Below are 22,179 nucleotides of genomic sequence, written 5' to 3' on the forward strand. Positions count from 1 at the left end.
ATGCTGCTTGTGCTTCTTTTTCTGTTCCGGCAATTCTTGCAGCCGGCTTTTGAAAACTTATTTTAAAAGCTTTTTCACATCGGTATAGGAGAGCCCGAGCGAATCGGCCACCGCTTGATACGTTACATGCCCGTTCAGCGTATTGACTCCTTTTAACAGCGCCTCATTTTCCAAAACTGCTTTCTCATACCCCTTATTGGCAATTTCCGCCGCGTACGGCACCGTCACATTGGTGAGGGCAATCGTCGATGTGCGGGCAACCGCGCCCGGAATATTGGCGACTGCATAATGGACGACATCATGTTTGATATAAACCGGATCATCATGGGTCGTGGCACGGTCTGTCGTTTCAAAACTGCCACCTTGGTCAATTGCAATATCCACCACAACAGAGCCCGGCTGCATCGCTTTGATCATCTCTTCCGTCACCAGTTTTGGCGCTTTTGCACCCGGGATCAGAACGGATCCGATCACAAGGTCCGCATCACTCACCGCTTCCGCAATATTGTACGGATTCGAGATCAGGGTTGTAATTTTGCTGCCGAAAATGTCATCAAGCTGGCGCAGGCGGTCCGGATTCAATTCGACAACCGTTACATCCGCCCCAAGGCCGATCGCGACTTTTGCCGCATTCGTTCCGGCAACCCCGCCGCCGATAATTGTAATCCTGCCTCTTTTGACGCCCGGCACGCCGGAAAGCAGGATCCCTTTTCCACCGTTATTTTTTTCAAGAAACTGTGCGCCAATCTGCGGCGCCATTCTGCCCGCCACTTCGCTCATCGGCGTCAAAAGCGGCAGCGAACGGTTGGCAAGCTGCACGGTTTCATAAGCAATGCCGGTCACTTTCTTTTTCAGCAGTTCTTCCGTAAGCCCGGGTGCTGCGGCAAGATGCAAATATGTAAATAAAATCATGCCTTCACGGAAATAGCGGTACTCGCTTTCGATCGGCTCTTTCACTTTCATGACCATTTCAAAAGACCACGCATCTTCAGCAGTCTCTACGATCCGGGCACCGGCTTTGGCATATTCTTCGTCACTGAACCCCGATGCAAGGCCCGCATTCTTTTCAATAAAAACTTCATGCCCCGCTTTGGACAAGGTCACCACGCCGGCCGGGGTCATGGCCACACGGCTTTCATTGTTTTTAATTTCTTTTGGCACGCCAATTCGCATAGAAAGTTCCTCCTCTTGTTCGTGTTTTGCCATCCGTTTTCTTATTATTGTAAGAAAACATATCAAACGGTTGAAAACTTTCCCAAACATCTTTAGTGTAGCAAAAAATTCCCTCTTTTTCCTATATTTTTTTGCAAATTTCTTATCCGCGGCAAGGAACGGGATACCGTTTTCATTTTTGCCTGCTTCCGCCCGTTTTGATTGAAAAATGGATCACCGGGTTTTTTCATTTTTCACACACAAACCGGAAAAATTCTAGTAAAATAGACATGAAAGGCAGGCAGTTTATAAAGGAGATGAGTAAGATGGGCACACAATACCGGAATATTTTAGTAGCGGTAGATGGCTCCAAAGAAGCCGATTGGGCTTTTACAAAAGCGGTTGAAATCGCCAAACGGAACAAGGCGGAATTATCGGTTGTCCATGTCGTCGATAACCGGGCGCTCGCCACTTTGACGCCGATTGATTCGACATTGTATGAGCAGAACGAAAAATTCGGGGATGAGCTGTTAAGCAATTACAAAGACCGCGCCGCGGAAAAAGGGATCAAAGTCCAGACGATCATCCAGCTCGGCTCTCCGAAACTTCAAATCACAAAAAATGTCGCGCCAAAAGTGCATGCGGATTTAATTGTGTGCGGCGCAACCGGTTTAAATGCAGTGGAAAGGCTCCTAATCGGAAGCGTTTCCGAGCATATTGTCCGCACTTCCCCCTGCGATGTGCTCGTTGTGAGAACGCCTAAGGAAGAAGAAGGCAAAGCGGAAAATTAAGCAAAAACCAGCCTTTTACGGGCTGGTTTTTTAACGGCCGCTTTTTTCTGTTAAAAACCGGTATTGATAATATTTCTCTGCAATTTCACAAACTTTTTTAGAAAAATAGTAGTTTGTAGCAGCCCCGATGGCCATCCCGGCCCAGCTGTTTTCTCCCCGCTTTTTCGGCCGGAGCAGCGCCAGAAAAGCGAGCTTACCGGCATGCCCGATGGCCCCCGGCCACAAATAGCGGTGGAATAACTTTTCATTCCCTGCATAGAAGCCGGTTCCGCGCGCTTCCAGCTCATCCATCAATTCTTCCCAGAGCGCATATTTCACCATGTCCGGGGCAGCGGCCATCAGCACGATTTTCAGCGCCGCCACGAGTCCGCCGGGCGATTTTGTTTCAAATCCGTAAGCTGCACCGGTGAGCTGGACCGCCCGGAGATTCACAGCCAGCAGGAAAAACGGGTCCGCCGCGGCAAAAACGGCTTTCCCGGTTCCGCTCAATGCCCCTTCGAAGAGTGAGAGACGGCGGTATTTTGCCTGCTGCCGTGCCGCAATAAACCCTGCCTGGTCGATGGTAAGTTTCCTCATATCGGGAATCGTTGCGACAGAACTGTCAAAGAGACGCCCCGCAGCAAGTATTTTTTCGATCTCATGCCCGTAAGGCAGATTTTCATCGGCAAATGAACAGATTTGAAACAAAACGGCATCTATTTTTTCATGGATATTTTCCAGCGCCTTATCCGGAAAATTGGCAAAGAGCGCATCCAGTTTTTGCTTGCGCCCGCCCCCTTCTTTTCCGGCCGCTAACAGCTTCTCCGCCCAGTCGTTGATTTCATCCAGGACTATTTTTTCCCTGTCTGTCCATTCCGCCATTTTCGATCCGCTCCCAAACTCTGTTTTACAGCCATTATAACATAAATTCCATGCACGGCTGTCCGTTTATGTTATGCCAAAGCGCTTCCTGAAACGATTTATTCGGGCACGGGCAGCAGAGAAAGCAAGCTGCCGGCGCCGGCCGGCTTCCGCGGTCATGAAGACAGCCGGACAACATCGCGTGCGATCATCAGCTCTTCATTAGTAGGGATAACGAGCACTTTTACAGGGGAATGCGGATAATTGATAAACGCTTCGGTCCCACGGATCTGGTTCAGGGTCGGATCCCAGTAAATGCCCATAAATTCCAGTCCCGTTAAAATTCTTGCGCGGATGGCATCGCTGTTTTCCCCGATGCCGGCTGTAAAAATAATCGCATCCACGCCGGCCATTTTTGCCGCATACGACCCGATGTATTTATGGATGCGGCTTGCAAAAATGTCAAGCGCCAGTTCAGCCCGCTTGTTCCGCTCGAGTTCTGCCGCCACCTGGATATCGCGCAAATCGCTGGAAACGCCCGAAATGCCAAGAAGCCCGGATTCTTTGTTTAACACTTCGAGCACTTCTTCCGCGGTTTTGCCTGTCTTCTCCATAATAAACGGAATCAGCGCAGGATCGATATTGCCGGAACGCGTGCCCATCGTCACACCGGCCAATGGCGTAAAGCCCATGGACGTATCGATTGACCGGCCGCCCTGGATCGCCGCAATGCTTGCCCCGTTGCCCAAATGGCATGAAATCAGGCGCAGCTGTTCAAGCGGCCTGCCGAGCAGCTCAGCGGCGCGCATCGCTACATATTTATGGGAAGTGCCGTGAAACCCGTATTTGCGGATCCGATATTTTTCGTAGTATTCATAGGGTAGGCTGTATAGGAAAGCACTTTCCGGCATCGTTTGGTGGAAAGCGGTATCAAACACGGCCACTTGAACCACATCCGGCAGCACGGCACGGAACGCCCGGATCCCCGTTGCGTTCGCCCGGTTATGAAGCGGCGCGAGTTCCGCCAAATCTTCAATTTGCGCGAGCACCTGGTCATTGACGACAGCAGAATCATTGAATATTTCGCCGCCGTGCACAACCCGGTGGCCCACGCCTTCTATTTCATCCAAAGACCGGATAATACCGGTTTCCGTTAATTTTTTTAATAAAAACTGCACGGCAACTTCATGGTTCGGAATATCGGTAATTTCCTTCACCCTATCCCCGTTTACCGTAATGGAAAATAAGGCATCGTTTAACCCGATCCGTTCAATCAGGCCTTTCGTTATAACGCTTTCATTCGGCATATCAAATAATTGAAATTTTAAGGAGGAGCTTCCCGCATTAATTGCCATAATTTTTGCCATTACTCGTCTTCCCTTCGCAAAATCAAATGAACCCTTTTATTTTTTTAAAATAGTGATCTCATTTTCTCATTTTGCCATTCTATCCGGTTTTTTTCAACCGGTTTTTGGTTTCGTCTCCCGGGAACATATAAAATGATACCATAAAAACACAAACAAATGGGGGCCGGAACGCAATTTCCTGCTTTCCGGCCCCCATTTTTCCCAATTCGTCAAATTTTGCCGCTTTGGATATTTTCTTTGCACCAGGCGTCCACTTTTGCCATCAGCTGCCTTAGCGCCCCCTCGTTGGACAGGGACGGGAGCGACGCCAGCAGCACTTGTTCCGGCGCCTTCACGCCTTCCGCTTTCTTGCGGATGACAAAAATGCTTTTGGCAGCCTGTTCGCTTTTGAAGATGGTCATCGGCAATTGCAAAATCGCCTGGATATCCGCCTCTTCTTTTAAAAACCGGCGAAGTTTCGGGGCTTCTTTTGTTTCAAATAATCCGTTTGGGATGAGAAAAAATAAAAATCCGCCCGGGCGCGCCGCTCTCAGGCTCTGCTCGATAAACAAATGATGGGCGTACGAATGCCCTTCATCTGCCTTCAGCTTGTAATCTGCGGCGCCCGCATCATTCGGGTAGTATCCGACCGGCAAATCGCAAACAACGATATCGACAGGGTCAATGAACAATTGGGACAGGGCATCCTGCGTAAACAGTTCGATTTCATGGTGCAGAAGGTTCGCCCCCGTGTATGCGAGCCGGATCAAAACATCATCGATATCCACGCCGTAAGCAGTAATGTTTTTCCCGCTGAGCTGGTTCAAAATGGTCACAAGCAAATTGCCGGTGCCCACCGCAGGGTCCAAAATGGAAAATGTGCCCATATTTTCTGTAAACTTGCCGATAAAATAGCTCATCAGCAGTCCGATCGAATCCGGCGTCATTTGGTGGTTTGCCTGGACGTTTGCTTTCATCCCCTTCAGGATGGCGAGCTGGTAGGCTTTCCGGATTTGCTCGCGGGTAAAGTCCCCGAGGCGGACCGTTCCGTATAGGTTTTCAAGGCGTTTTTCATCGCGCGCATCAATCCCATTTTGGCGGATGCTTCCGCTGAATAAGTTTTCCCCGGTCATCGCCACGGCTTCCAAATACGGGACAGAGAGGCGATTTTCCAAGATTTGCGCGGATTCGTTAAAAACGGTAAAAAGGGTTTCAACAGGAGAGGCTCTCATTCATTCTCCTCCTTCATATTCTTCTTCCATATAAAATCCCCGATGGAGATCGGGGATTTTATCGCAGTATAGCAAGCGCTCTTCGCGTTTCCCGGCGCTATTCAATGCCTGTTTTACGATGCATCTTTTGCGGCTTGCAAGGCTTTTTCGTAGTCAGGATGGTTGGTGCCTTCGCTTACATATTCCACATATGTAACCGTATCATTGGAATCCACGACAAATACGGCGCGGGCAAGCAGGCGAAGTTCTTTCATCACAACCCCGTAAGCTTTGCCGAATGACAGGTCGCGGTGGTCGGACAACACTTTTACATGGTCGAGCCCGGATGCCGCACACCATCTTTTTTGAGCAAAAGGCAGGTCACAGGAGAAAGTATAAACGTTGACTTCTTTCCCGAGTTTTGCTGCTTCTTCGTTAAAACGGCGCGTCTGTGCATCGCAAACACCGGTATCAATCGACGGGACAACGCTGAAGATGCGGACGCCGCCTTTTGTATCCGAAAGTGTCACCTCATTCAAGTCATTATCCAGAACCGTAAAGTCCGGTGCCTTATCGCCAACTTTTACTTGTGTCCCTTCCAATGTGACTGGATTCCCTTTAAATGTAACCGAAGCCATGAAATACCCTCCTTATTTTTGCCGGGGCTTACAATCCCCGTATTTCAGCTGTGCTCATACCTTATCATACTGGACAACGAAAAAAATTTCCAATTTAAAACCCGCGAATCATGCGGGTTTTTAAAAATCAAGATCCTGTTTTTGCTGGTTGGCCGGCTGTTGCCCGCCATTTTGGCCGTTTTGTTTCAGCATGCTCTGGATTTTTTCGACAACGCCCGGTGCGACGTCCATAATTTTTTCAATCAGATGCGTGTTTTGGTCCAGATGCAGCATTTTCACGCCTTGTGCGCCAACAACCAAAAAGGCAATGGGCATAATCGAGACGCCGCCGCCGCTGCCGCCCCCGAAAGGCAGCTCTGCCGGGCGGGATTCGCCGCTGCCGCCGGATCCGGATGGCCCGTTAAATTGGCTGCCGCCTGCCGCAAACCCGAAACCGACTTTGGATACGGTTAAAATGACGCTTCCATCCGGCGTTTCCACCGGATCCCCGATAATCGTATTTACGTCAATCATTTCTTTTAAATTTTCCATTGCGGCCGTCATCAGGCCTTCAATCGGATGTGAACCCATTGTTGTTTCCTCCTGTCATTTGTTTCTGCCGGGATTTAAGCATGCCGGCCGTTTTCCGGCTCAGAAACCGGTGTAAGCGCGATTTCCGCTTTTCCTCCCCGCCAGTATTTCAGCATTTTAAATGCGGCTATTATAGCTTTCCCGATCTGGATTTTCACCATACATTTTAACTGTGTTTCGGAAATCGGGTACTGGAAAAAGGGCGTAACGGAAAGGACAGGATCCGTTTTTACACGCAGATGTGTGGTAATGAGGCTTAAGATCCCCCCTTTCACCGCCCAGATGCTCCCGGCGACAATTCCCGTCCACGCGGCATCATGCAGCCCGATTGCTGTATGCCATTCGAATTTTCTTAACTGGACATTGCGGATGAACTTGCCTGCAATCGCCTTTAAACCGATGACGCGCTCCGCAATTTTTTTCACATCTTCAATCCGCTGTTCGAGGACATCCGGCGTAATGTTCCTTTCCTGCTCTGCATGTTTTGTCTCTTTTTCATATACGACACCGGGTTTTTTCCGGTCCACTTTCACTGCCGGGATTTTCACGGTATAGCAGATGATGCCCCACACTCTGATTTGGATAAAAATTTTATCATCATCTAAGCGGTGCCCGTATTCAATAAGGACGGACAGGGAAGAGAACCATACAATCGCAGTGATTGCGGCAAGTGCGAAAAACGCGGATAGCCACCATATCATTTCCATCATCAGCCTTTTTTGCAACCATTATCGCCAACAGGGCAAAAAAAATAAACCTGCCCTTAAGCAGGTTCATAATAAGGATAGACCGGTTCATGGGACCGTTCATGAATGACGGCCGTATCGGCAAACAAATCGTGCACCCCTTGTTTTTTCGGCGTAAATGCAACGACAATATAGATGACCGCAATCTTGACACAAACATAACGGACGATCCATTCCCGGAATAAAACGGTGCTCCATTTCAGCGGCCCGGGATGGTTCAGCGGTACAACCCTGAGGCCAAACACCATTTTCCCAAGCGTCTGGCCGAAAAACTTCGTCATTAGAACGAAATAACCGTAAAATACAAGGGCTGATGCGATCGTAATCGGCGAGTAAATTTTTTCGTCTGTAAGGGACAGTCCGGAAAGCCGGAAAATGGGATGGATGACCAGCCACTTTACACTTGCCACAACAAGCAGATCAAGCAAATAGGCCCAAAACCGCATCCAGAACCCGGCATAACGGGCTCCTGATAAACTCCCGGATATTTGTTCCGGCGCTTTTGTCAATGTTTCAGGAATATGGTTTTCGTTTGAATTCATGATGCTCCCCCCTATTCAGCCCCGGAATACAAGTACATCGGGCGTGGTGCGTTCGATTGCGTCAACAAATGCGCAAGCCCTGTCATTTCTGCTTCTTTGCCGAGCATTTTTTGCACTGAAGCAGAAAACAGCGAATCGAGCCCGCCGCTTGTTTCATATTCCACAACCTGCGCTTTCCCGAGATGAAGGTCTTTTTTCATTGCCGAAATGGTGTCATCCAGGTAGCCGTATTTATCAATCAGATGCAAATTGAGTGCCTGCCTGCCATCATAGACACGCCCGTCCGCAATTTTGCGCACCTCTTCTTTCGGAATGTGGCGCCCTTTGGAAATCACATTGACGAAACCGTTATACGAATTGTTGACCATTTTCTGCATCATTTCTTTTTCGCTTTTCGTCATGTCCCGGTAAGGGCTCATAATGTCTTTATACTGCCCGCTTTTAATCACCGGAAAATCGATGCCGTATTTTTTGGCAAGTTTCCCGTAGTTCACGCTTTCCATAATAACTCCGAGCGACCCGGTCAAGGTTTCCGGGCTTGCAAATATTTTATCGGCCGGCGTTGAAATGTAATATGCACCGGATGCGCAAGTCGGCCCCATGGACACATAAATTTTCTTCTTCGTATCTTTTTTTATTTCCATCAGGCGGTGATGGATTTCCGCCGACTCGGCCACCCCACCGCCCGGCGAATTTATATGTAAAATGATGCCTTTTACATCGCGGTCTTTTTTCGCCTCATCCAGTTCTTCCAAAAAACTTTGATGGTTATATTCACCGGTATCCAGCAGGGATGGTGACGCGCCGGTATCCTGAATCGTCCCGTTCACATTCAAAACGACGATTTTCTTTGATTCATTCCCATCCTGCAATACATTTTCGGAAACATCCCCTTCCCCCGCTTCCACCGTCTCTTTAAAGATTTTGGAAAAGTTGGTTGATGCCGCCATGCTCGCCAGATTCACAATAATGGAAACGACGAACAGCCCGCCTGCCAAAGCAAGCGCTCCCCATCTTTTTTTGTTCATGCCAACATTTCATCCTTCCATTTCTTTGTTTTTCTTTTATTCTACTTGAAGATCCGGGACTTTAAAACAAAAAGCCGGACATTTTCTCAAAAAAATGTCCGGCTTTTTGTTTCTTATCTATTCCATTCCTGCTGCCTGAGCTCGACACGGCGGATTTTGCCGGAGGCCGTTTTTGGCAATTCCTTGATAAATTCAATCGCACGCGGGTATTTGTACGGCGCGGTCAGTTGTTTTACGTGGTTTTGCAGTTCTTTTACAAGCCCTGGCAAATTCTCGCTGATGCCATCTTTTAAAACGACAAAAGCTTTCACAATGCTGCCGCGGATTTCGTGCGGGCTTGCGACAACGGCACATTCTTTCACATACGGATGCTTGACAAGGGCATCTTCGACTTCAAACGGCCCGATCGTATAGCCGGAAGAAATAATGATATCATCCCGCCTGCCTTCAAACCAGAAATAACCGTCCTCGTCTTTTCTTGCCCTGTCCCCTGTTATGAAGTAATCGCCGCGGTATTGCTTGGCCGTGCGCTCCGGCTCTTTATAATAGCCTTTAAAAAGCGCAGGCGTGTCTCTATGGACGGCAATATCGCCAGTTTCGCCCGGTTTGCACGGCTTCCCGTCATCATTTACGATTTCGACTTCATTCCCGGGGAACGGTTTGCCCATTGAACCCGGGCGCAACGGGGTATCAAGGGAATAACCGACGAGCAGCGTGCTTTCCGTCTGTCCGTAACCGTCACGGATCGTGATGCCGAAATGGTTTTGGAAAACATCCATGACTTCGCGGTTCAGCGGTTCTCCGGCTGAGACCGCGCTCCTTAAGCTTTTCAGATGATACTGGGACAAATCATCGACTTTTGCCATTAAACGGTATTCAGTCGGTGTGCAGCAGAGCACATTGATTTCATATTCATCCAAAAGGGACAAATATTTTTCAGGGTCAAAACGGCCGTTGTAAACAAACCCGATTGCGCCTGAACCGAGCACGGAAAGGAACGGACTCCACACCCATTTTTGCCATCCCGGTGCGGCCGTCGCCCAAACGCGGTCGCCTTCCTGAATGCCAAGCCAGTTCGGGGCAGCCGTGCGCAAATGGGCGTATCCCCAGCTGTGCGTATGGATAACACCTTTCGGATTGCCGGTTGTCCCGGAAGTGTAAGACAAAATTACAATATCATCTTTTGACGTTTTGGCGATTTCCAGTTCACAAGGCGCTGCTTTTTTCTTTTCATCCAGAAACGCCCATCCCGGTTCCGGTGCTCCAATTACGAATTTTTTCAAATTTTCAATGCCGCGGACATCTTTAAACTGTGCGGTGCATGAATAATGGGCGACAACGCCTTTTACATCCCCTGCTTCGATCCGGTAGTCGAGATCTTTTGTCCGCAGCATTTCCGAGGCCGGTAAAAGGACGATGCCGCATTTCATTGCAGCGAGATACACTTCGTATGCTTCTACGATGCGCGGAACCATGACAAGTATGATATCGCCCTTTTTCAGCCCGCTTTTCAAAAAGACATGGCCGGTCCGGTTTGCATTTTCAATTAATTCTTTATATGTGACTTCTCTGTGCATGCCTTCTTTGTCTTCCCAAATCAGCGCAACTTTGTGCGGATCCCGGGCATATTTCTCAATTTCTTCGGCTATATTGTATGTTTGTGGCGCAATCAGGTCACTACGACGCAAGCGAATCGCCTCCAGAATTTTTTAGTACCTCATTATTATACCTGATATTAAAAAAATATGATACAGATTTACGCCAAAAACAAGAAGAAGCGGACCCGCTTCAGGCCCGCTTCTTTATCCATTCTTCATTCAGTTATCGGGAAGTACCGCCTAATTGTTGTTCAGCCATCGAAACAAGGCGTTTCGTGATTTCGCCGCCGACAGACCCGTTTGCGCGGGAAGTCGTATCAGCACCAAGGTTTACGCCAAATTCCTGAGCGATTTCGTATTTCATTTGGTCCAGCGCTTGTTCAGCACCGCTTACAAGCAATTGGTTGCTGTTGTTGCTTTGTGCCATGTGTCTCACCTCCTTGTGAGTATAGATTGCGCATAAACACATGGCATCATGTTGTAAGTTTATTGGCGGTGCTGCCAGTTACTGGATTTTATAACAGCCCGGAAAAGTCTTCTTCCTGCGCCGTTTCATTTGGTGTAATAAAGACGTCCTCCGTATTTTGCACCGCTTCTTCAATCAATGGTTCCAGTTCGAGGCGGCTTTCGTAAAGACGCGCAAGCTCGAGTTTCGGCCGCGTTTTCGGCGAAGGCGGCGTGAAAATCGTGCAGCAGTCTTCATACGGAAGGCTTGAGATGTCGTAAGTGCCGATTTTTTGGGCAATATCAATAATGTCCAGCTTATCCATTGAAACAAGCGGCCGCAACACCGGTGTCGTTGTTACGTCATTGATTGCAACCATGCTGTCGAGCGTCTGGCTGGCAACCTGGCCGAGGCTTTCGCCGGTTACAATCGCAAGCCCGTTATGGATTTTACGGAGCCGGTCGGTAATCTCGAGCATCACCCTTCTTTGCACGGTCATCGAATAGCCTTCTGGAACCCCTTTATGGATCGTCTCCTGGATTTTTGTAAAGGGGACAACATGTACTTTCATGGAGCCGCTGTAGGCGGAAATTTTTTGCGCAAGGTCAAGCGCTTTTTGCTTAGCACGCGGGCTTGTAAACGGCGGGCTGTGAAAATGGACCGCTTCCACTTTCACGCCGCGTTTCATCGCGAGGTATCCCGCAACCGGGCTGTCGATACCGCCCGAAAGCATGAGCATCGCTTTGCCGGACGCACCGACCGGAAGCCCGCCGGATCCTTTTATCACTTCAGTGGACAAATAAACGCCGTTTTTCCGGACATCCACAAGCAGCTCGATATCCGGCTGTTTTACATTGACTTGAATGCCGTCCAGCTGCTTTAAAATATAGCCGCCGACGAGATGGTTCAAATCATTCGAATCGTATTCAAATGTTTTATCGCCGCGGCGGGCTGACACTTTGAAGGTTTTGCCTTTCGCAAAGTTTTGCCGGACGAGTTCGAGCCCCGCCTGCTCGATGTCTTCGAGCTGTTTCCGGGTGCGGACGGCCGGGCTGAATGACTGGATCCCGAAGATTGATTTTAAAATATCGATGACTTGCCCGCCGTCTGCGCCATGCAAGAGCACGTACATGCGGTCGTACAGCGCCTGGACTTCAATGCCGCCAAAAGGCCTGAGCGCTTTTTTGACATTGTCTTTTAAATGCCGGATAAAAAACTGGCGGTTATGCCCTTTTGTCGAAAGTTCCCCATAACGGATTAAAATGCGGTCATAGTTCATTGATTTCTCCCCAACACTTGTTGTAAATTTGTGATTGTTTGCCTTAATATGCGGATAAAACGTTCCGCTTCCTCCATTGTATTTTCATAAGAAAGGCTCACGCGCACCGCCCATTCGGCTTCGTCTTCGGAAACCCCCATGGCAAGAAGCGTGCGGCTCAGTTCCCGCGTTTTTGAAGAGCAGGCGCTTGTTGTGGAAATATAAGTGCCTTCCTCTTCAAGCGCATGCACGAGCACTTCGCCGCGGATGCCGCGGACGGAAAAATTCAGGATGTGCGGCGCTGAAACAGCCGGATTGGTATGGACTGTCACAGCAGGCATCTCCTGAAGTTTTTCGATCAGGGCATCCCGGATACGGGCCGTTCTTTCTGCCGCCCCGGCTTCAAATTTTTCATGGACCAGGCGGAGCGCTTTTCCGGCTGCAACGATTCCGCCTGTATTTTCGGTGCCGCTGCGCAAGCCCCTCTCCTGGTGCCCGCCGGTTAAAAGCGGTGACAGGCGGAGATTTGCCCGTTTATATAATATCCCGGTTCCCTTTAAGCCATGGCATTTATGCGCGGAAACCGTACAAAGATCGATGCCGGCATCATGCAGGGAAAGCGGAACTTTTCCGCAACCCTGGACATCGTCTGTATGAAACAGGATTTTCGGGTAAGTTTTGAGAAGCTGCCCGATTTCTTCCACCGGCTGCACTGTTCCTACTTCGTTATTCACATGCATCACGGAAACAAGAATCGTTTCATCCGTGATGGCCTGTTTTAAATCGTCCAGTTTGATTCTTCCGCTCCTGTCAACCGGCAAATACGTGACGCGAAAGCCCCATTCTTCCAGCTGCCGGCATGTTTCAAAAACAGATGCATGTTCAACAGCCGTCGTAATGATATGGCGCCCCCTTGAACGGTACTCGAGGGCTGTCCCTTTAATCGCCAGATTATTGCCTTCCGTGCCGCCGGATGTGAAAAAAATTTCGTTCTCGTCTGCGCCGAGAAGGCTCGCAATTTGCCGTCTTGCCTGCGTGAGAAGTTTCTCTGTACGCGCGCCGAGGCTGTGCAGGGAAGAGGGATTTGCAAAATAGTTTTCCGATGTTTTCACAAAAGCATCCAGCACTTCCGGATAAGGCCTCGTTGTGGCACTGTTGTCAAAGTAAATCATTTGAACACCCTCTGTTGGCATAAAATTGGATCCAGACCTGCATCATTGCCTAATATACCATGCCGGATAACGAGCTTACAACCGATATACTCCCGTTATGCGCCGCCCATCCCGGTCTCCGCGCCGCTTCTTTCGCGGCACTGGTCTTTCATCTCCAGGATGGGGCGGCAATGGCCCTGCACGTTCGCCCATGCGCGTTAACTTGTTCGGTCGAGGAGATCCTGCCCGAATTGTCGAAAGGATGCACGTTCGCCCATGTGCGTTAACTTGTTCAGACAGAAAATGAGTTGCTTAAGGCTCAAAGGTCTTCACCCGTACCTGTTTACCAGGTTAAAGAACCAGGCGCCAAAAAACGAGTGCATCTGTTTGGCATCAGCCGCATGAAAGGCCTGCCTGCCGGCTGAAAGGCGCAGAAAAAAGCAAACGAAAAAAAACGGGGAGCGCTCCGTATTTTTTCCGTTTGCTTCAAAGTAATTCTTCAGTTTCCAGCATTTTTTCAATTTTTTTCAATGCGCCGGGCTCCACCGCTTCCACTGTCGTTGCGGCTTCTTCAAGCGCCTTCTCATAATCATAGCGCCGGAAAGCCACTTCTGCACGCTCTAGCCCGTCCGCCACTTTCTTATATTTAGCGCGGTAACGGTTGCCGTATTGAATCACTTTTTCAGCAAGCTGCACATTTTCCATTAAAGCTTTCGTGCTTTTTTCAAAGTTTCCGACTGCCTGTTCCGCCTCCAGCAGATGGCGGTTGACCTTTTCCATGTTTAGCGGCGTGGCATGGAGGCTTTCGGCAGTGTCACGAATCGCATTCCAGGCTGCTTCGTACAGGGTGCGGTACGAGTCCGGCAACCCGGGAATATTGCTTCTTTCGACAAGGCGGCGCATATCCTGGATTGTCCGCTTCAAGCCCATGATCTTCGCGCGTGCTTCCATTTCTTCTTTCCGCAGGTTCTGCAAAAATTCGTTAAACGTCTTCTGGTCATCCCGCAGTTTTTCAATCTGCCCTTCCATTTCTTTGAGCTGTTCGCTTAACACGGAATAAATCGTTTCGTTTTCGGGAATTTTTACTTCAAGGACCGCCAAACGCGCGGCCAGTTTCTCCAATTGTTTATCGAGCTCAGCTGGAACGGCCATGCTTTCCTCATGCAGCTGGTATGTCTTTTGCACGGATTCTGTTTCTGTTTTGAGGCGCTTGTTTTCTTCCCGTACTTCATCCAGGATATCCTTCACTTCACGGAAATGCTTGAGCACATAGTTTTTCGCGTACGCTTCTTTTTCTAAAATATCGTAAATCGTTTCTATTCTTTCCTTGATTTCCCGGATGCCTTCCTCGACATCCGCTGTGTCAGCCTGTTCAAGTTGTTTCCGGTAAGCCGAAAGCTTCTCTGTAAGTTCCTTCATTTCTTCATCAAACTGCAGGTGATCGAGCGCAAAACCTTGTGCAGCCATTTCTTTGTAGCCCTCTTTCAATTCTCTAAACTGCATCGGCAAAAGCGATTCCGTTTCCGCCAGCAAATCCGGAATTTTCCTGGCATCCTCCTGCAACGTTTCTGTTTCTGCTTTCAGTTCATCGGCTAATTTCTTTGCCTCCAAGTAGTTACCGGCTTCCGTCAGTTCATGGTAACGGACAAATTTCTCCGCCAGGCCGTCCACTCTCAAGTCAAGGCTTTTAATGCCTTTTCCGTATGTATGGCGCCGTGTCAGAAGCTGTTTCTTCAAGTCTTTGAAGATTTTCCCGAGTTCTTCCACTTCTTTCCGGGATTCTTTCTCGGCATCCATCAGTTCATTGACGCCGTCCAGTATATCTTTTATTTTTTGTTCCGCATTTTGAAGAATCGCCTCTGCTCCCGCCTGTACTTCTTTCGCCTTTTTGAAACGGTATTTGTCAGTGTGCTCCTCGATTTCAAAGAGCTTATCTTCCACTGCCGGCAGTTCCTCGTTTAAAAGGTCCTCCCAGTCTTTGCGCCAGCCTTCAAATAAACTTTCCGCCTCCCCGCCCATATTGAGCCGTTTGACTTTTCCCAGCTCTTCAGTGACAGGCCGGTTCATGATTTCAATTTTCCATGCTTCAAGCTTGTCAATCTCTTTGTAAAACTGCCTCCTGATAAAAAAACCGCAAGTCAATAAAACGAGCAACAAAAGAATAGCGCCAATGATGCCATACATCATAAACTTGAAAGCCTCCCGTTCGTCCACAAATCAAACCTTAATATCCGCTCATTATGTATGTATGTATGAATACCGGAGCAATCCTTCCCGATATCCATAGGCATGTATGTTTATTTTTATTCTATGATACCATGTAATGACAATATTTGACTATGAAATTCGAGATTTTCCGATTCATTTTGGGGAAGGTTTTTTCCGCACCCAAAATAAAAAAAGCCGGCGCTTATTTTTTGCACGGCGGCGGGCTTTTTCGGAAAGCTGCCGGCATTTAAAAACAACCGGTCCGGGCCGGCACATTAAAAAGCGGTTTCAAGCAGCAGCGGTTCCGGCTGCGCCCCCGCGTTTTGCCGGATGCTGTCCAGCCATTCGGCAACCGATTTGCCGTATTTTTCGGCAAAATACGGTTCTTCCGGCTGCATGCCCCATACTTCCCGAATGTACTGGCTGTTTAAATACGGCATCGACAGCATGCTTTTCAGCTGGATCATGAGAAAGTTCAGTTTGCCCGCCTGGATTCCGGGCCCACACCAGGCCTTGGCAAGTTTTTTCAATAAATAACGCTCTTTCATGAAATAAGTGGACAAAATTTCGCGGACAATTTGCGAATCAACGGTGACTTCCCGCCATACAAATCTGGACAGCAGGTGGTTTTCGCTTTGAAAGTGCAGGATGCGGAAGGCCGCCCGTTTTAATCCTTCTTCCGAAAGATTTTGCACTTCTTCTTCAAGGCAGGCAATATACGGTTCAAAAAAGCGGATAAAGCACGCCTCCAGCAACCCCTGCTTGCCGTTAAAGTAATAGGAAATATTGGCCGAATTGACTTTTGCGGAAGCCGCAATCGCCCTGATCGTCGTTCCTTTATAGCCCTTCGTATGAAATAAAGCAATCGCCGTATTGAATATTTTTTCTTTTGTTTCGCTGCTGTTTCCGTCCATTTGTTCCACCCTTTCCTCTTTTTTGCTTGCCGGGCTTCCCCTTTTGTGTTAAAAATATTCTATTCCGTACTATTCCATATGCCGGGCCGGGGTTCCTTTAAAAACTTTCCGACAAAATCCCGCCCCGTTTTTAAAAAATTTGCTGATGTAAGGATGATGGCAATGTTTCATGCAGAAAATGCCCAGGGTACGAAGAAAGAAAAGTATGATCTTGTCGTAAAACAGCTGATCGCGCTCACAGAAGGCGAACCGGACAAAATTGCCAATTTAAGCAATGCTACAGCGCTGTTAAACCAGTTTCTTGACCGGGTGAACTGGGTTGGGTTTTATTTCGCATCCGGGGATGAACTCGTCCTCGGGCCGTTCCAGGGTTTGCCGGCCTGTGTGCGGCTTCCGTATGGGAAAGGGGTGTGCGGGACAGCCTGGAAAGAAAAACGGGTGCTCCGGGTCGCCGATGTCCAGCAGTTTTCAGGCCATATTGCCTGTGACGCCGCTTCCCAGTCTGAAATTGTCGTACCGCTTATGAAAAACGGGGAAGTGGTCGGCGTTTTGGATATCGACAGCCCGGAAAAAAATCGTTTTGATGCAGAAGATGAGGCAGGGCTGGCAGCTTTTGCCGCTGCGCTGGAAAAAGTGCTGTAAGGCTGGTTTCGCAGGCTGAAAAATCAGGGCGGCAAAAGATACTGGCTGGCAAAGCCCCATGCCCAAACCCAAAATCCGCAGGCCGGACGAACTTGGCACAGGCAGCCGGGGTTTGTGGCCTGAAGCAGATATTACAACAATAACGAAATGCATAAAAAATGCCCCCCTTGCCGGATCCGGCAAGGGGGGTTTTAAAGGCGGCTGACAAAAGAAATCAGCTGCAGTGCGCCCTAATTGGACTTCATTTCCATATCGCTGATGACAACCTGGTTTTTCCCGAGGCTTTTCGCATGGTACAATCCGGCGTCCGCCCTGTTAAAGAGGGACTCCGCCGTTTCATTCATCTCTTTATTCCAGTACGACACCCCGCAGGAAATGGTAACCGGAGGATTTGTATTTTTCCGAACAGCCGCAAGCACCCTTTTGGCGACCTGCACCCCTGTTTGAAGCGGCACGCCGGGAAGATAAATCGCCATTTCCTCTCCGCCCCATCTTGCTCCGATATCGGTTGAACGAATGTTTTCTTTGATCAGCTTTGCAACCTGGATCAAAATTTCATCCCCGGTTTGATGGCCGTATGTATCATTGACTTTTTTAAAGTCATCAATATCGAGCAAAATCAGCGTGCCCTGCTCATCTTCACCAATAGAAGTTTCCATCCGGCTGTTCAAGTAATTTTTGGCAAACAGCTGGGTGAGATGATCGGTAATCACCATTTTTTCAAGCCGCTCGCGAAGCATGGAGTTGGTTAAGGCCATGCCCGACTGATAAATAAGCGACTGAAAAAGTTTGAACCTGTCGAAAGAAAAATGGTAAGGCGCTTCATGAAGAACAAGGCAAAACCCCTTTAAATCATCTTCCTGGATAATCGGGACAGCCATCAGCGAAGAAAAACGATAGTTCCTGCCGGGAAAGCGCCGGTTTAAATTGCTGATAAACAGGGATTCTTTCTTTTCGGCAAACGAACGGTTTGCAAATTCAAGATAACGGGCGCCTTCCTTTTCTTCAAAAATGGGGCTGCTGCCTTCAAGTAGGTCCATTTTCCCATTCTCCATCATCACGAACCCGATTGCCTGGGTATCAAATGAACTGGAGATCTGTTTCATTAAAAAATCGACGGTTTCTTTTAAATTCGCGCTTTTATTTAACTGGCGGGAAACCGAATTGATCAGGCGGAGTTCTTCAATGGACTGCATCGACTGCTGGTACAGCTTGGCATTTTCAAGCGCACTTCCCGCCGTATTGGCCAGCAGGCTGATAAATTCCAAATCGCTGCGATTAAATTCATAGTTGGTAAAAGTGATGACCTGCAGCACGCCATACACGCCCTGCTTTCCCCTTAGCGGCGCATAAAGCATCGTTTCGTTTGTCCGCCATACCGTGGCAAGGTGGACCTGGCCGTTTACATATGATTCGAGCGCCATTTCGTCGACCGCATCATATTGCAGCGACTTGATCGGCAAATCAAGATTGTGGTGGTAATCGTCCGACAGCATTAAGGTGTAGTCAAAAACCGGGTACAGCCTTTTCAGCGTGTAAATGATTTCTGCAAGGATCGTATCCGTATCCATGGAAGAATGGAATTTTCCGGTCACTTGGAATAATTCGATGTAACGCTTTCTGTCGGCTTCGACAACAGACAACTCATACTTCAGCTGCAGGAAGTTCCGGCTTTCCCTGACAAACGCCTGCAAATCCTCGTCAGACAGCTCCCCGAACAGCTCGTTTGGAATGGAAAGAAGCAGGCAGCCGTCCTCCATATTTTTTTCCGGAATAAAAAAGGCAATGTTAAACTGTTTTAAATAAGGATCCTTTTTCAGTTTCCCATTTGTGACAACCTGGGAGACTGTTTTTAAAGCTTTGATTTTTACGGAGGGCACGACGAGTTCGACGTCATGCCGGAAAGGATTATAAAAGCTGCATATTTTGTAGAACTTCGTGTTTTCGCTGTCCGGCTTATAATATACGATATGATCGGCGCTGAGCACATCCGCCACGACCGCCACCCAGTCATCCAGGCTGCTTGCTGCCTCAAGATTCATTAAATCCAGTAAACGGGACTTATAATATAGGATTAAATGATTTTCTTTCTTTTTTTCCATTTCCTAATCACCCTGACCCTGTTTCCGTATAAAAGCGAAAAACGCATAAAAAGCGCGAGCCTTAAAAATGAAGAATATTAAAACAAAAAACTGCACGGGAGACGTAAAAATGTTAAAAACCGGTCAAATTAATACCATTATAATGCAAAAGAACTATAAATGTACAGTCTGCCTAACCGATATACTGTATATATTGTGTCTTAAGTCCTGTTATGAAGCCGCGCGAACGGAATGTGAAAATTTTTTGTCGCAACACAGCCCAATTTGCATTTGTTGTTGACTTTTTTTCTCTGAAAACATATAATCAACGTTGTGTAAAATAATGCAGCCTTATTGGACGGCTTTGTGTTTGTATTTTGTTCCTTGCCTGAATGCAAGGTGTATCGTGTAACCCTCTGCTGCTGGGGCGATGGTACATGAAAACAAAATACGCATGAAGAAGTGTCCATGATATCTGTTTTTATTTTACAACAAAATAAAAACAAAGGAGGAGTCTTTCATGGCTCGTTATACAGGTCCAAGCTGGAAATTGTCCCGCCGTCTCGGGATTTCTTTAAGCGGTACCGGAAAAGAATTGGAGAAGCGCCCTTATGCACCCGGGCAGCACGGCCCGAATCAGCGCAGAAAATTGTCTGAATACGGCTTGCAATTGCAGGAAAAACAAAAGCTTCGCCATATGTACGGCTTAAATGAACGCCAATTCCACAACACTTTCCTGAAAGCTGGCAAAATGCAAGGGAAACACGGTGAAAATTTCATGGTTCTTTTGGAATCACGCCTTGATAACCTTGTTTACCGTCTCGGTTTGGCTCGCACACGCCGCCAAGCACGCCAGCTCGTAAACCACGGGCATATTCTCGTTGACGGCAAACGCGTCGATATCCCGTCTTACCGTGTAGAACCGGGGCAAACGATCGGCGTGCGCGAAAAATCCCGCAACTTGGATGTCATCAAAGAAGCGATCGAAACGACAACTTTTGTGCCGGATTACCTTTCTTTTGATGCAGACAAGCTTGAAGGGACTTACAGCCGCCTCCCTGAACGCTCGGAACTGCCGGCTGAAATTAACGAATCGTTAATCGTTGAGTTCTATTCCAGGTAATGTGTAAAACCCCGAAACCGCTCTGGTTCCGGGGTTTTTTTATATTCTGAGACACAAATTTATAAACAGGTGAAAAATTAGCCAACAGAAAGATATGGCCCTCAGACTTCCAAGCCCTCCCCTCTTAATCGAGGATCATAAAAAACCACTGCATCACATTTTCTCAGATGGCATTCCCGGTTTGGGTCTATGATGATGCTTCGGGAAAACTGGGAGATCCAGCACTTGGCAGTGAATTAGCCAATTTTATGATTTCGCTTTCAGACAAATCACCATAGATCCAAATCAGTTTTTCCTGGTCAAAATAATAAAACAAGGATTGCGTTTTCGATCGAGTATTTACAAAAGCCTCATCGCCCTTAAACGGAATGGTTTTCGTTCCTTCAGGCATGGAAAAGGAAAATTGGGGATACAGTGCAATCATGACTGTTCTTTTCCCGTCTGTGATGTTCCATATCGATTTTCCATCAAAATCTGAGGTGATTACAGCATATTTTTGCATAGGAAGCGTTAAACCTTTAACATGATCTTCCAAACGATCAATAGGGGCATCTGTCACGTTTTTTATTCCCCACTTACCGTCATGAAAGGACAGGGCAAACAGATTCAATCTTGAATCTTTAAGTTTTGGTACTTTGGTTGCTACGACCGCTTCGCTTCCCAAATGGGTTTCCCATAATATATTCTTCTTAGAAGGAACAACATCTTTTTCATCTGAAAACTTCCATTTAACCACATGGGTAACGGTATCGAGCGGTGTTTGCTGTTCGTCTTTTGATGCCTCAGTCATCATCATTTGGTCAAGACTAAGGGACGCCGCTTGGCTATTCTCCTTGGCCTTGGTGTGGTTTGGCTGTATTTCATGCTTCACCTGGTTACCGGAATGACTTGCTGAACAACCGTTTAATAGAATGGGAAGCATCACAAAAATTGTACAAGCGTGTCTAAAAATCGGCCGTGTCATGGTCGTTGCCCCTCATCTATAAATGTTTTGTGTGTGCAACGACTGCTTTCACTTTCGGAATATACACGGTGAGCTGAACGTTTTTTGATTGCACACAACTATTGCTTAGATAGTAATACGTGCCATACCATTTATCACGTTTTGTTCCATAATCATTCCATCCTTCATATTTAGGACGGACAGTTATTTTCACTGAATCAGATTTAGACCATGATACTGTCCGGTCGGCATTATATCCCACTTCAGCACTTACAGGTTTCCAACCACCACCTAATTTTCCACTTGCTGTTGAGCTTTTGGAATGTGTACCAGTAAATGTTGATGTTATAGTCACATTGTCTTTTGTTCTATTAAGGTAATGAGTTCCCTCCACTATCTTATAAAATGCATATCCTTGTTTTGTTGCGGAATAAGCCCAGCCACCCATACATGCACGTCTTTCGGAAATGTCAACAGCTTTTTTTAAATAGGTTGATGGAACATCGGGTTCATCCTCCCAATCCTGCACCTCTTGATATTCATCCCATTGGTTTTTTGAAACCGCTATGGGATCGCCATTTTTAATATCATAAACTGCTGAAACTTCTGATTCAGAGTCATCTGCCAATGCTTTAGACGTACCTCCATAACCAACTATTGTCATTACAAATGCAATGAATGAAAAAATACAGATTTTAATTTTTCTATTCATTAGCTTATTCCCCCTTTTTTGTTTTAATATTTTAAATAAATTATATAGATAAAGTTCGCCAAAAATCCACTAAATTCATTCGACAAATTCCGATACGGTCAAACTATTGAAAAATAATCTTCGGACTGGGAGTGGCCCCGTCTCAAGTATCAAGGGATGAAAGAAATGAATACTATGGCGCTACGATTGAACGTATACGTGATGTAATGGAAGCAATGAACATGTTTTCGATTACAAAAA

The 22,179-nt window shown here is 47.6% G+C and carries 21 protein-coding genes; 3 read left to right on the top strand and 18 right to left on the bottom strand.

From position 1 onward, the window contains the following. Positions 1-57: 57 nt before the first annotated feature. On the bottom strand, positions 58-1,173 hold the full coding sequence (ald, locus tag NST20_RS10340) for an alanine dehydrogenase (protein ID WP_061575650.1): 1,116 nt from the start codon (positions 1,171-1,173) through the stop codon (positions 58-60). A 305-nt stretch (positions 1,174-1,478) separates the two neighbouring features. Between ald and NST20_RS10345 the strand changes: the two genes are divergently transcribed. Further along, entirely contained in the window at positions 1,479-1,943 is a 465-nt protein-coding gene (locus tag NST20_RS10345; protein WP_019720725.1) for a universal stress protein, read from the top strand. A gap of 30 nt (positions 1,944-1,973) precedes the next feature. On the opposite strand, the gene NST20_RS10350 is transcribed toward NST20_RS10345, so the two are convergent. The 14 genes from NST20_RS10350 to refZ form a co-directional block, all read right to left on the bottom strand. Continuing rightward, positions 1,974-2,804, bottom strand: coding sequence for an EcsC family protein (locus tag NST20_RS10350; RefSeq protein ID WP_342399398.1), 831 nt, complete (start codon positions 2,802-2,804; stop codon positions 1,974-1,976). A 155-nt stretch (positions 2,805-2,959) separates the two neighbouring features. Next, positions 2,960-4,150, bottom strand: a complete 1,191-nt coding sequence (locus NST20_RS10355) for an acetate kinase (RefSeq protein WP_019720723.1) — start codon at positions 4,148-4,150, stop codon at positions 2,960-2,962. 209 nt (positions 4,151-4,359) lie between these two features. Next, positions 4,360-5,361: a class I SAM-dependent methyltransferase gene (locus NST20_RS10360; protein WP_342399399.1), complete on the bottom strand. Its 1,002-nt coding sequence runs from the start codon at positions 5,359-5,361 to the stop codon at positions 4,360-4,362. A gap of 113 nt (positions 5,362-5,474) precedes the next feature. Further along, positions 5,475-5,978 carry a thiol peroxidase gene (gene tpx / locus NST20_RS10365; protein ID WP_019720720.1) on the bottom strand — a complete coding sequence of 168 codons (504 nt, stop codon included), beginning with the start codon at positions 5,976-5,978 and terminating at the stop codon, positions 5,475-5,477. A gap of 120 nt (positions 5,979-6,098) precedes the next feature. Further along, a complete protein-coding gene (ytfJ, locus tag NST20_RS10370) occupies positions 6,099-6,548 on the bottom strand; it encodes a GerW family sporulation protein (RefSeq protein WP_019720719.1) in 450 nt (149 codons plus the stop codon). Between the two features lie 35 nt (positions 6,549-6,583). Beyond that, positions 6,584-7,255, bottom strand: a complete 672-nt coding sequence (locus NST20_RS10375) for a DUF2953 domain-containing protein (RefSeq protein WP_029713757.1) — start codon at positions 7,253-7,255, stop codon at positions 6,584-6,586. Positions 7,256-7,311: 56 nt separating this feature from the next. Further along, on the bottom strand, positions 7,312-7,836 hold the full coding sequence (locus NST20_RS10380) for an RDD family protein (protein WP_017553365.1): 525 nt from the start codon (positions 7,834-7,836) through the stop codon (positions 7,312-7,314). Between the two features lie 11 nt (positions 7,837-7,847). After that, the gene (gene sppA / locus NST20_RS10385; protein WP_029141422.1) at positions 7,848-8,864 is read right to left on the bottom strand and encodes a signal peptide peptidase SppA; all 1,017 of its coding nucleotides are present in this window, start codon (positions 8,862-8,864) and stop codon (positions 7,848-7,850) included. Positions 8,865-8,977: 113 nt separating this feature from the next. Continuing rightward, on the bottom strand, positions 8,978-10,552 hold the full coding sequence (locus NST20_RS10390) for an acyl--CoA ligase (RefSeq protein WP_061566141.1): 1,575 nt from the start codon (positions 10,550-10,552) through the stop codon (positions 8,978-8,980). A gap of 133 nt (positions 10,553-10,685) precedes the next feature. Continuing rightward, on the bottom strand, positions 10,686-10,889 hold the full coding sequence (locus tag NST20_RS10395; RefSeq protein WP_013859944.1) for an alpha/beta-type small acid-soluble spore protein: 204 nt from the start codon (positions 10,887-10,889) through the stop codon (positions 10,686-10,688). A gap of 88 nt (positions 10,890-10,977) precedes the next feature. After that, on the bottom strand, positions 10,978-12,186 hold the full coding sequence (gene thiI, locus NST20_RS10400) for a tRNA uracil 4-sulfurtransferase ThiI (protein WP_342399400.1): 1,209 nt from the start codon (positions 12,184-12,186) through the stop codon (positions 10,978-10,980). After that, entirely contained in the window at positions 12,183-13,337 is a 1,155-nt protein-coding gene (locus NST20_RS10405) for a cysteine desulfurase family protein (RefSeq protein ID WP_019720714.1), read from the bottom strand. Before NST20_RS10405 ends, thiI begins: the two co-directional genes overlap by 4 nt. A gap of 465 nt (positions 13,338-13,802) precedes the next feature. Beyond that, complete coding sequence (gene ezrA / locus NST20_RS10410; protein ID WP_342399401.1) at positions 13,803-15,503, bottom strand: septation ring formation regulator EzrA; 1,701 nt, start codon at positions 15,501-15,503, stop codon at positions 13,803-13,805. 296 nt (positions 15,504-15,799) lie between these two features. After that, complete coding sequence (gene refZ / locus NST20_RS10415; protein WP_019720711.1) at positions 15,800-16,438, bottom strand: forespore capture DNA-binding protein RefZ; 639 nt, start codon at positions 16,436-16,438, stop codon at positions 15,800-15,802. Positions 16,439-16,600: 162 nt separating this feature from the next. On the opposite strand from refZ, the gene NST20_RS10420 reads away from it, so the two are divergent. Then, on the top strand, positions 16,601-17,080 hold the full coding sequence (locus NST20_RS10420) for a GAF domain-containing protein (protein ID WP_013859949.1): 480 nt from the start codon (positions 16,601-16,603) through the stop codon (positions 17,078-17,080). Positions 17,081-17,310: 230 nt separating this feature from the next. Here NST20_RS10420 and NST20_RS10425 read toward each other — a convergent pair whose 3' ends face one another. Continuing rightward, entirely contained in the window at positions 17,311-19,182 is a 1,872-nt protein-coding gene (locus NST20_RS10425) for a diguanylate cyclase (RefSeq protein WP_342399402.1), read from the bottom strand. A 499-nt stretch (positions 19,183-19,681) separates the two neighbouring features. Between NST20_RS10425 and rpsD the strand changes: the two genes are divergently transcribed. Beyond that, complete coding sequence (rpsD, locus tag NST20_RS10430) at positions 19,682-20,284, top strand: 30S ribosomal protein S4 (RefSeq protein ID WP_013859951.1); 603 nt, start codon at positions 19,682-19,684, stop codon at positions 20,282-20,284. A gap of 187 nt (positions 20,285-20,471) precedes the next feature. Here rpsD and NST20_RS10435 read toward each other — a convergent pair whose 3' ends face one another. After that, complete coding sequence (locus NST20_RS10435) at positions 20,472-21,248, bottom strand: hypothetical protein (protein ID WP_013859952.1); 777 nt, start codon at positions 21,246-21,248, stop codon at positions 20,472-20,474. A 16-nt stretch (positions 21,249-21,264) separates the two neighbouring features. Next, positions 21,265-21,939, bottom strand: a complete 675-nt coding sequence (locus NST20_RS10440; RefSeq protein ID WP_013859953.1) for a hypothetical protein — start codon at positions 21,937-21,939, stop codon at positions 21,265-21,267. Positions 21,940-22,179: the final 240 nt, after the last annotated feature.

The organism is Weizmannia sp. FSL W8-0676, assembly GCF_038593015.1.
Lineage (GTDB): Bacteria > Bacillota > Bacilli > Bacillales > Bacillaceae_C > Weizmannia > Weizmannia coagulans.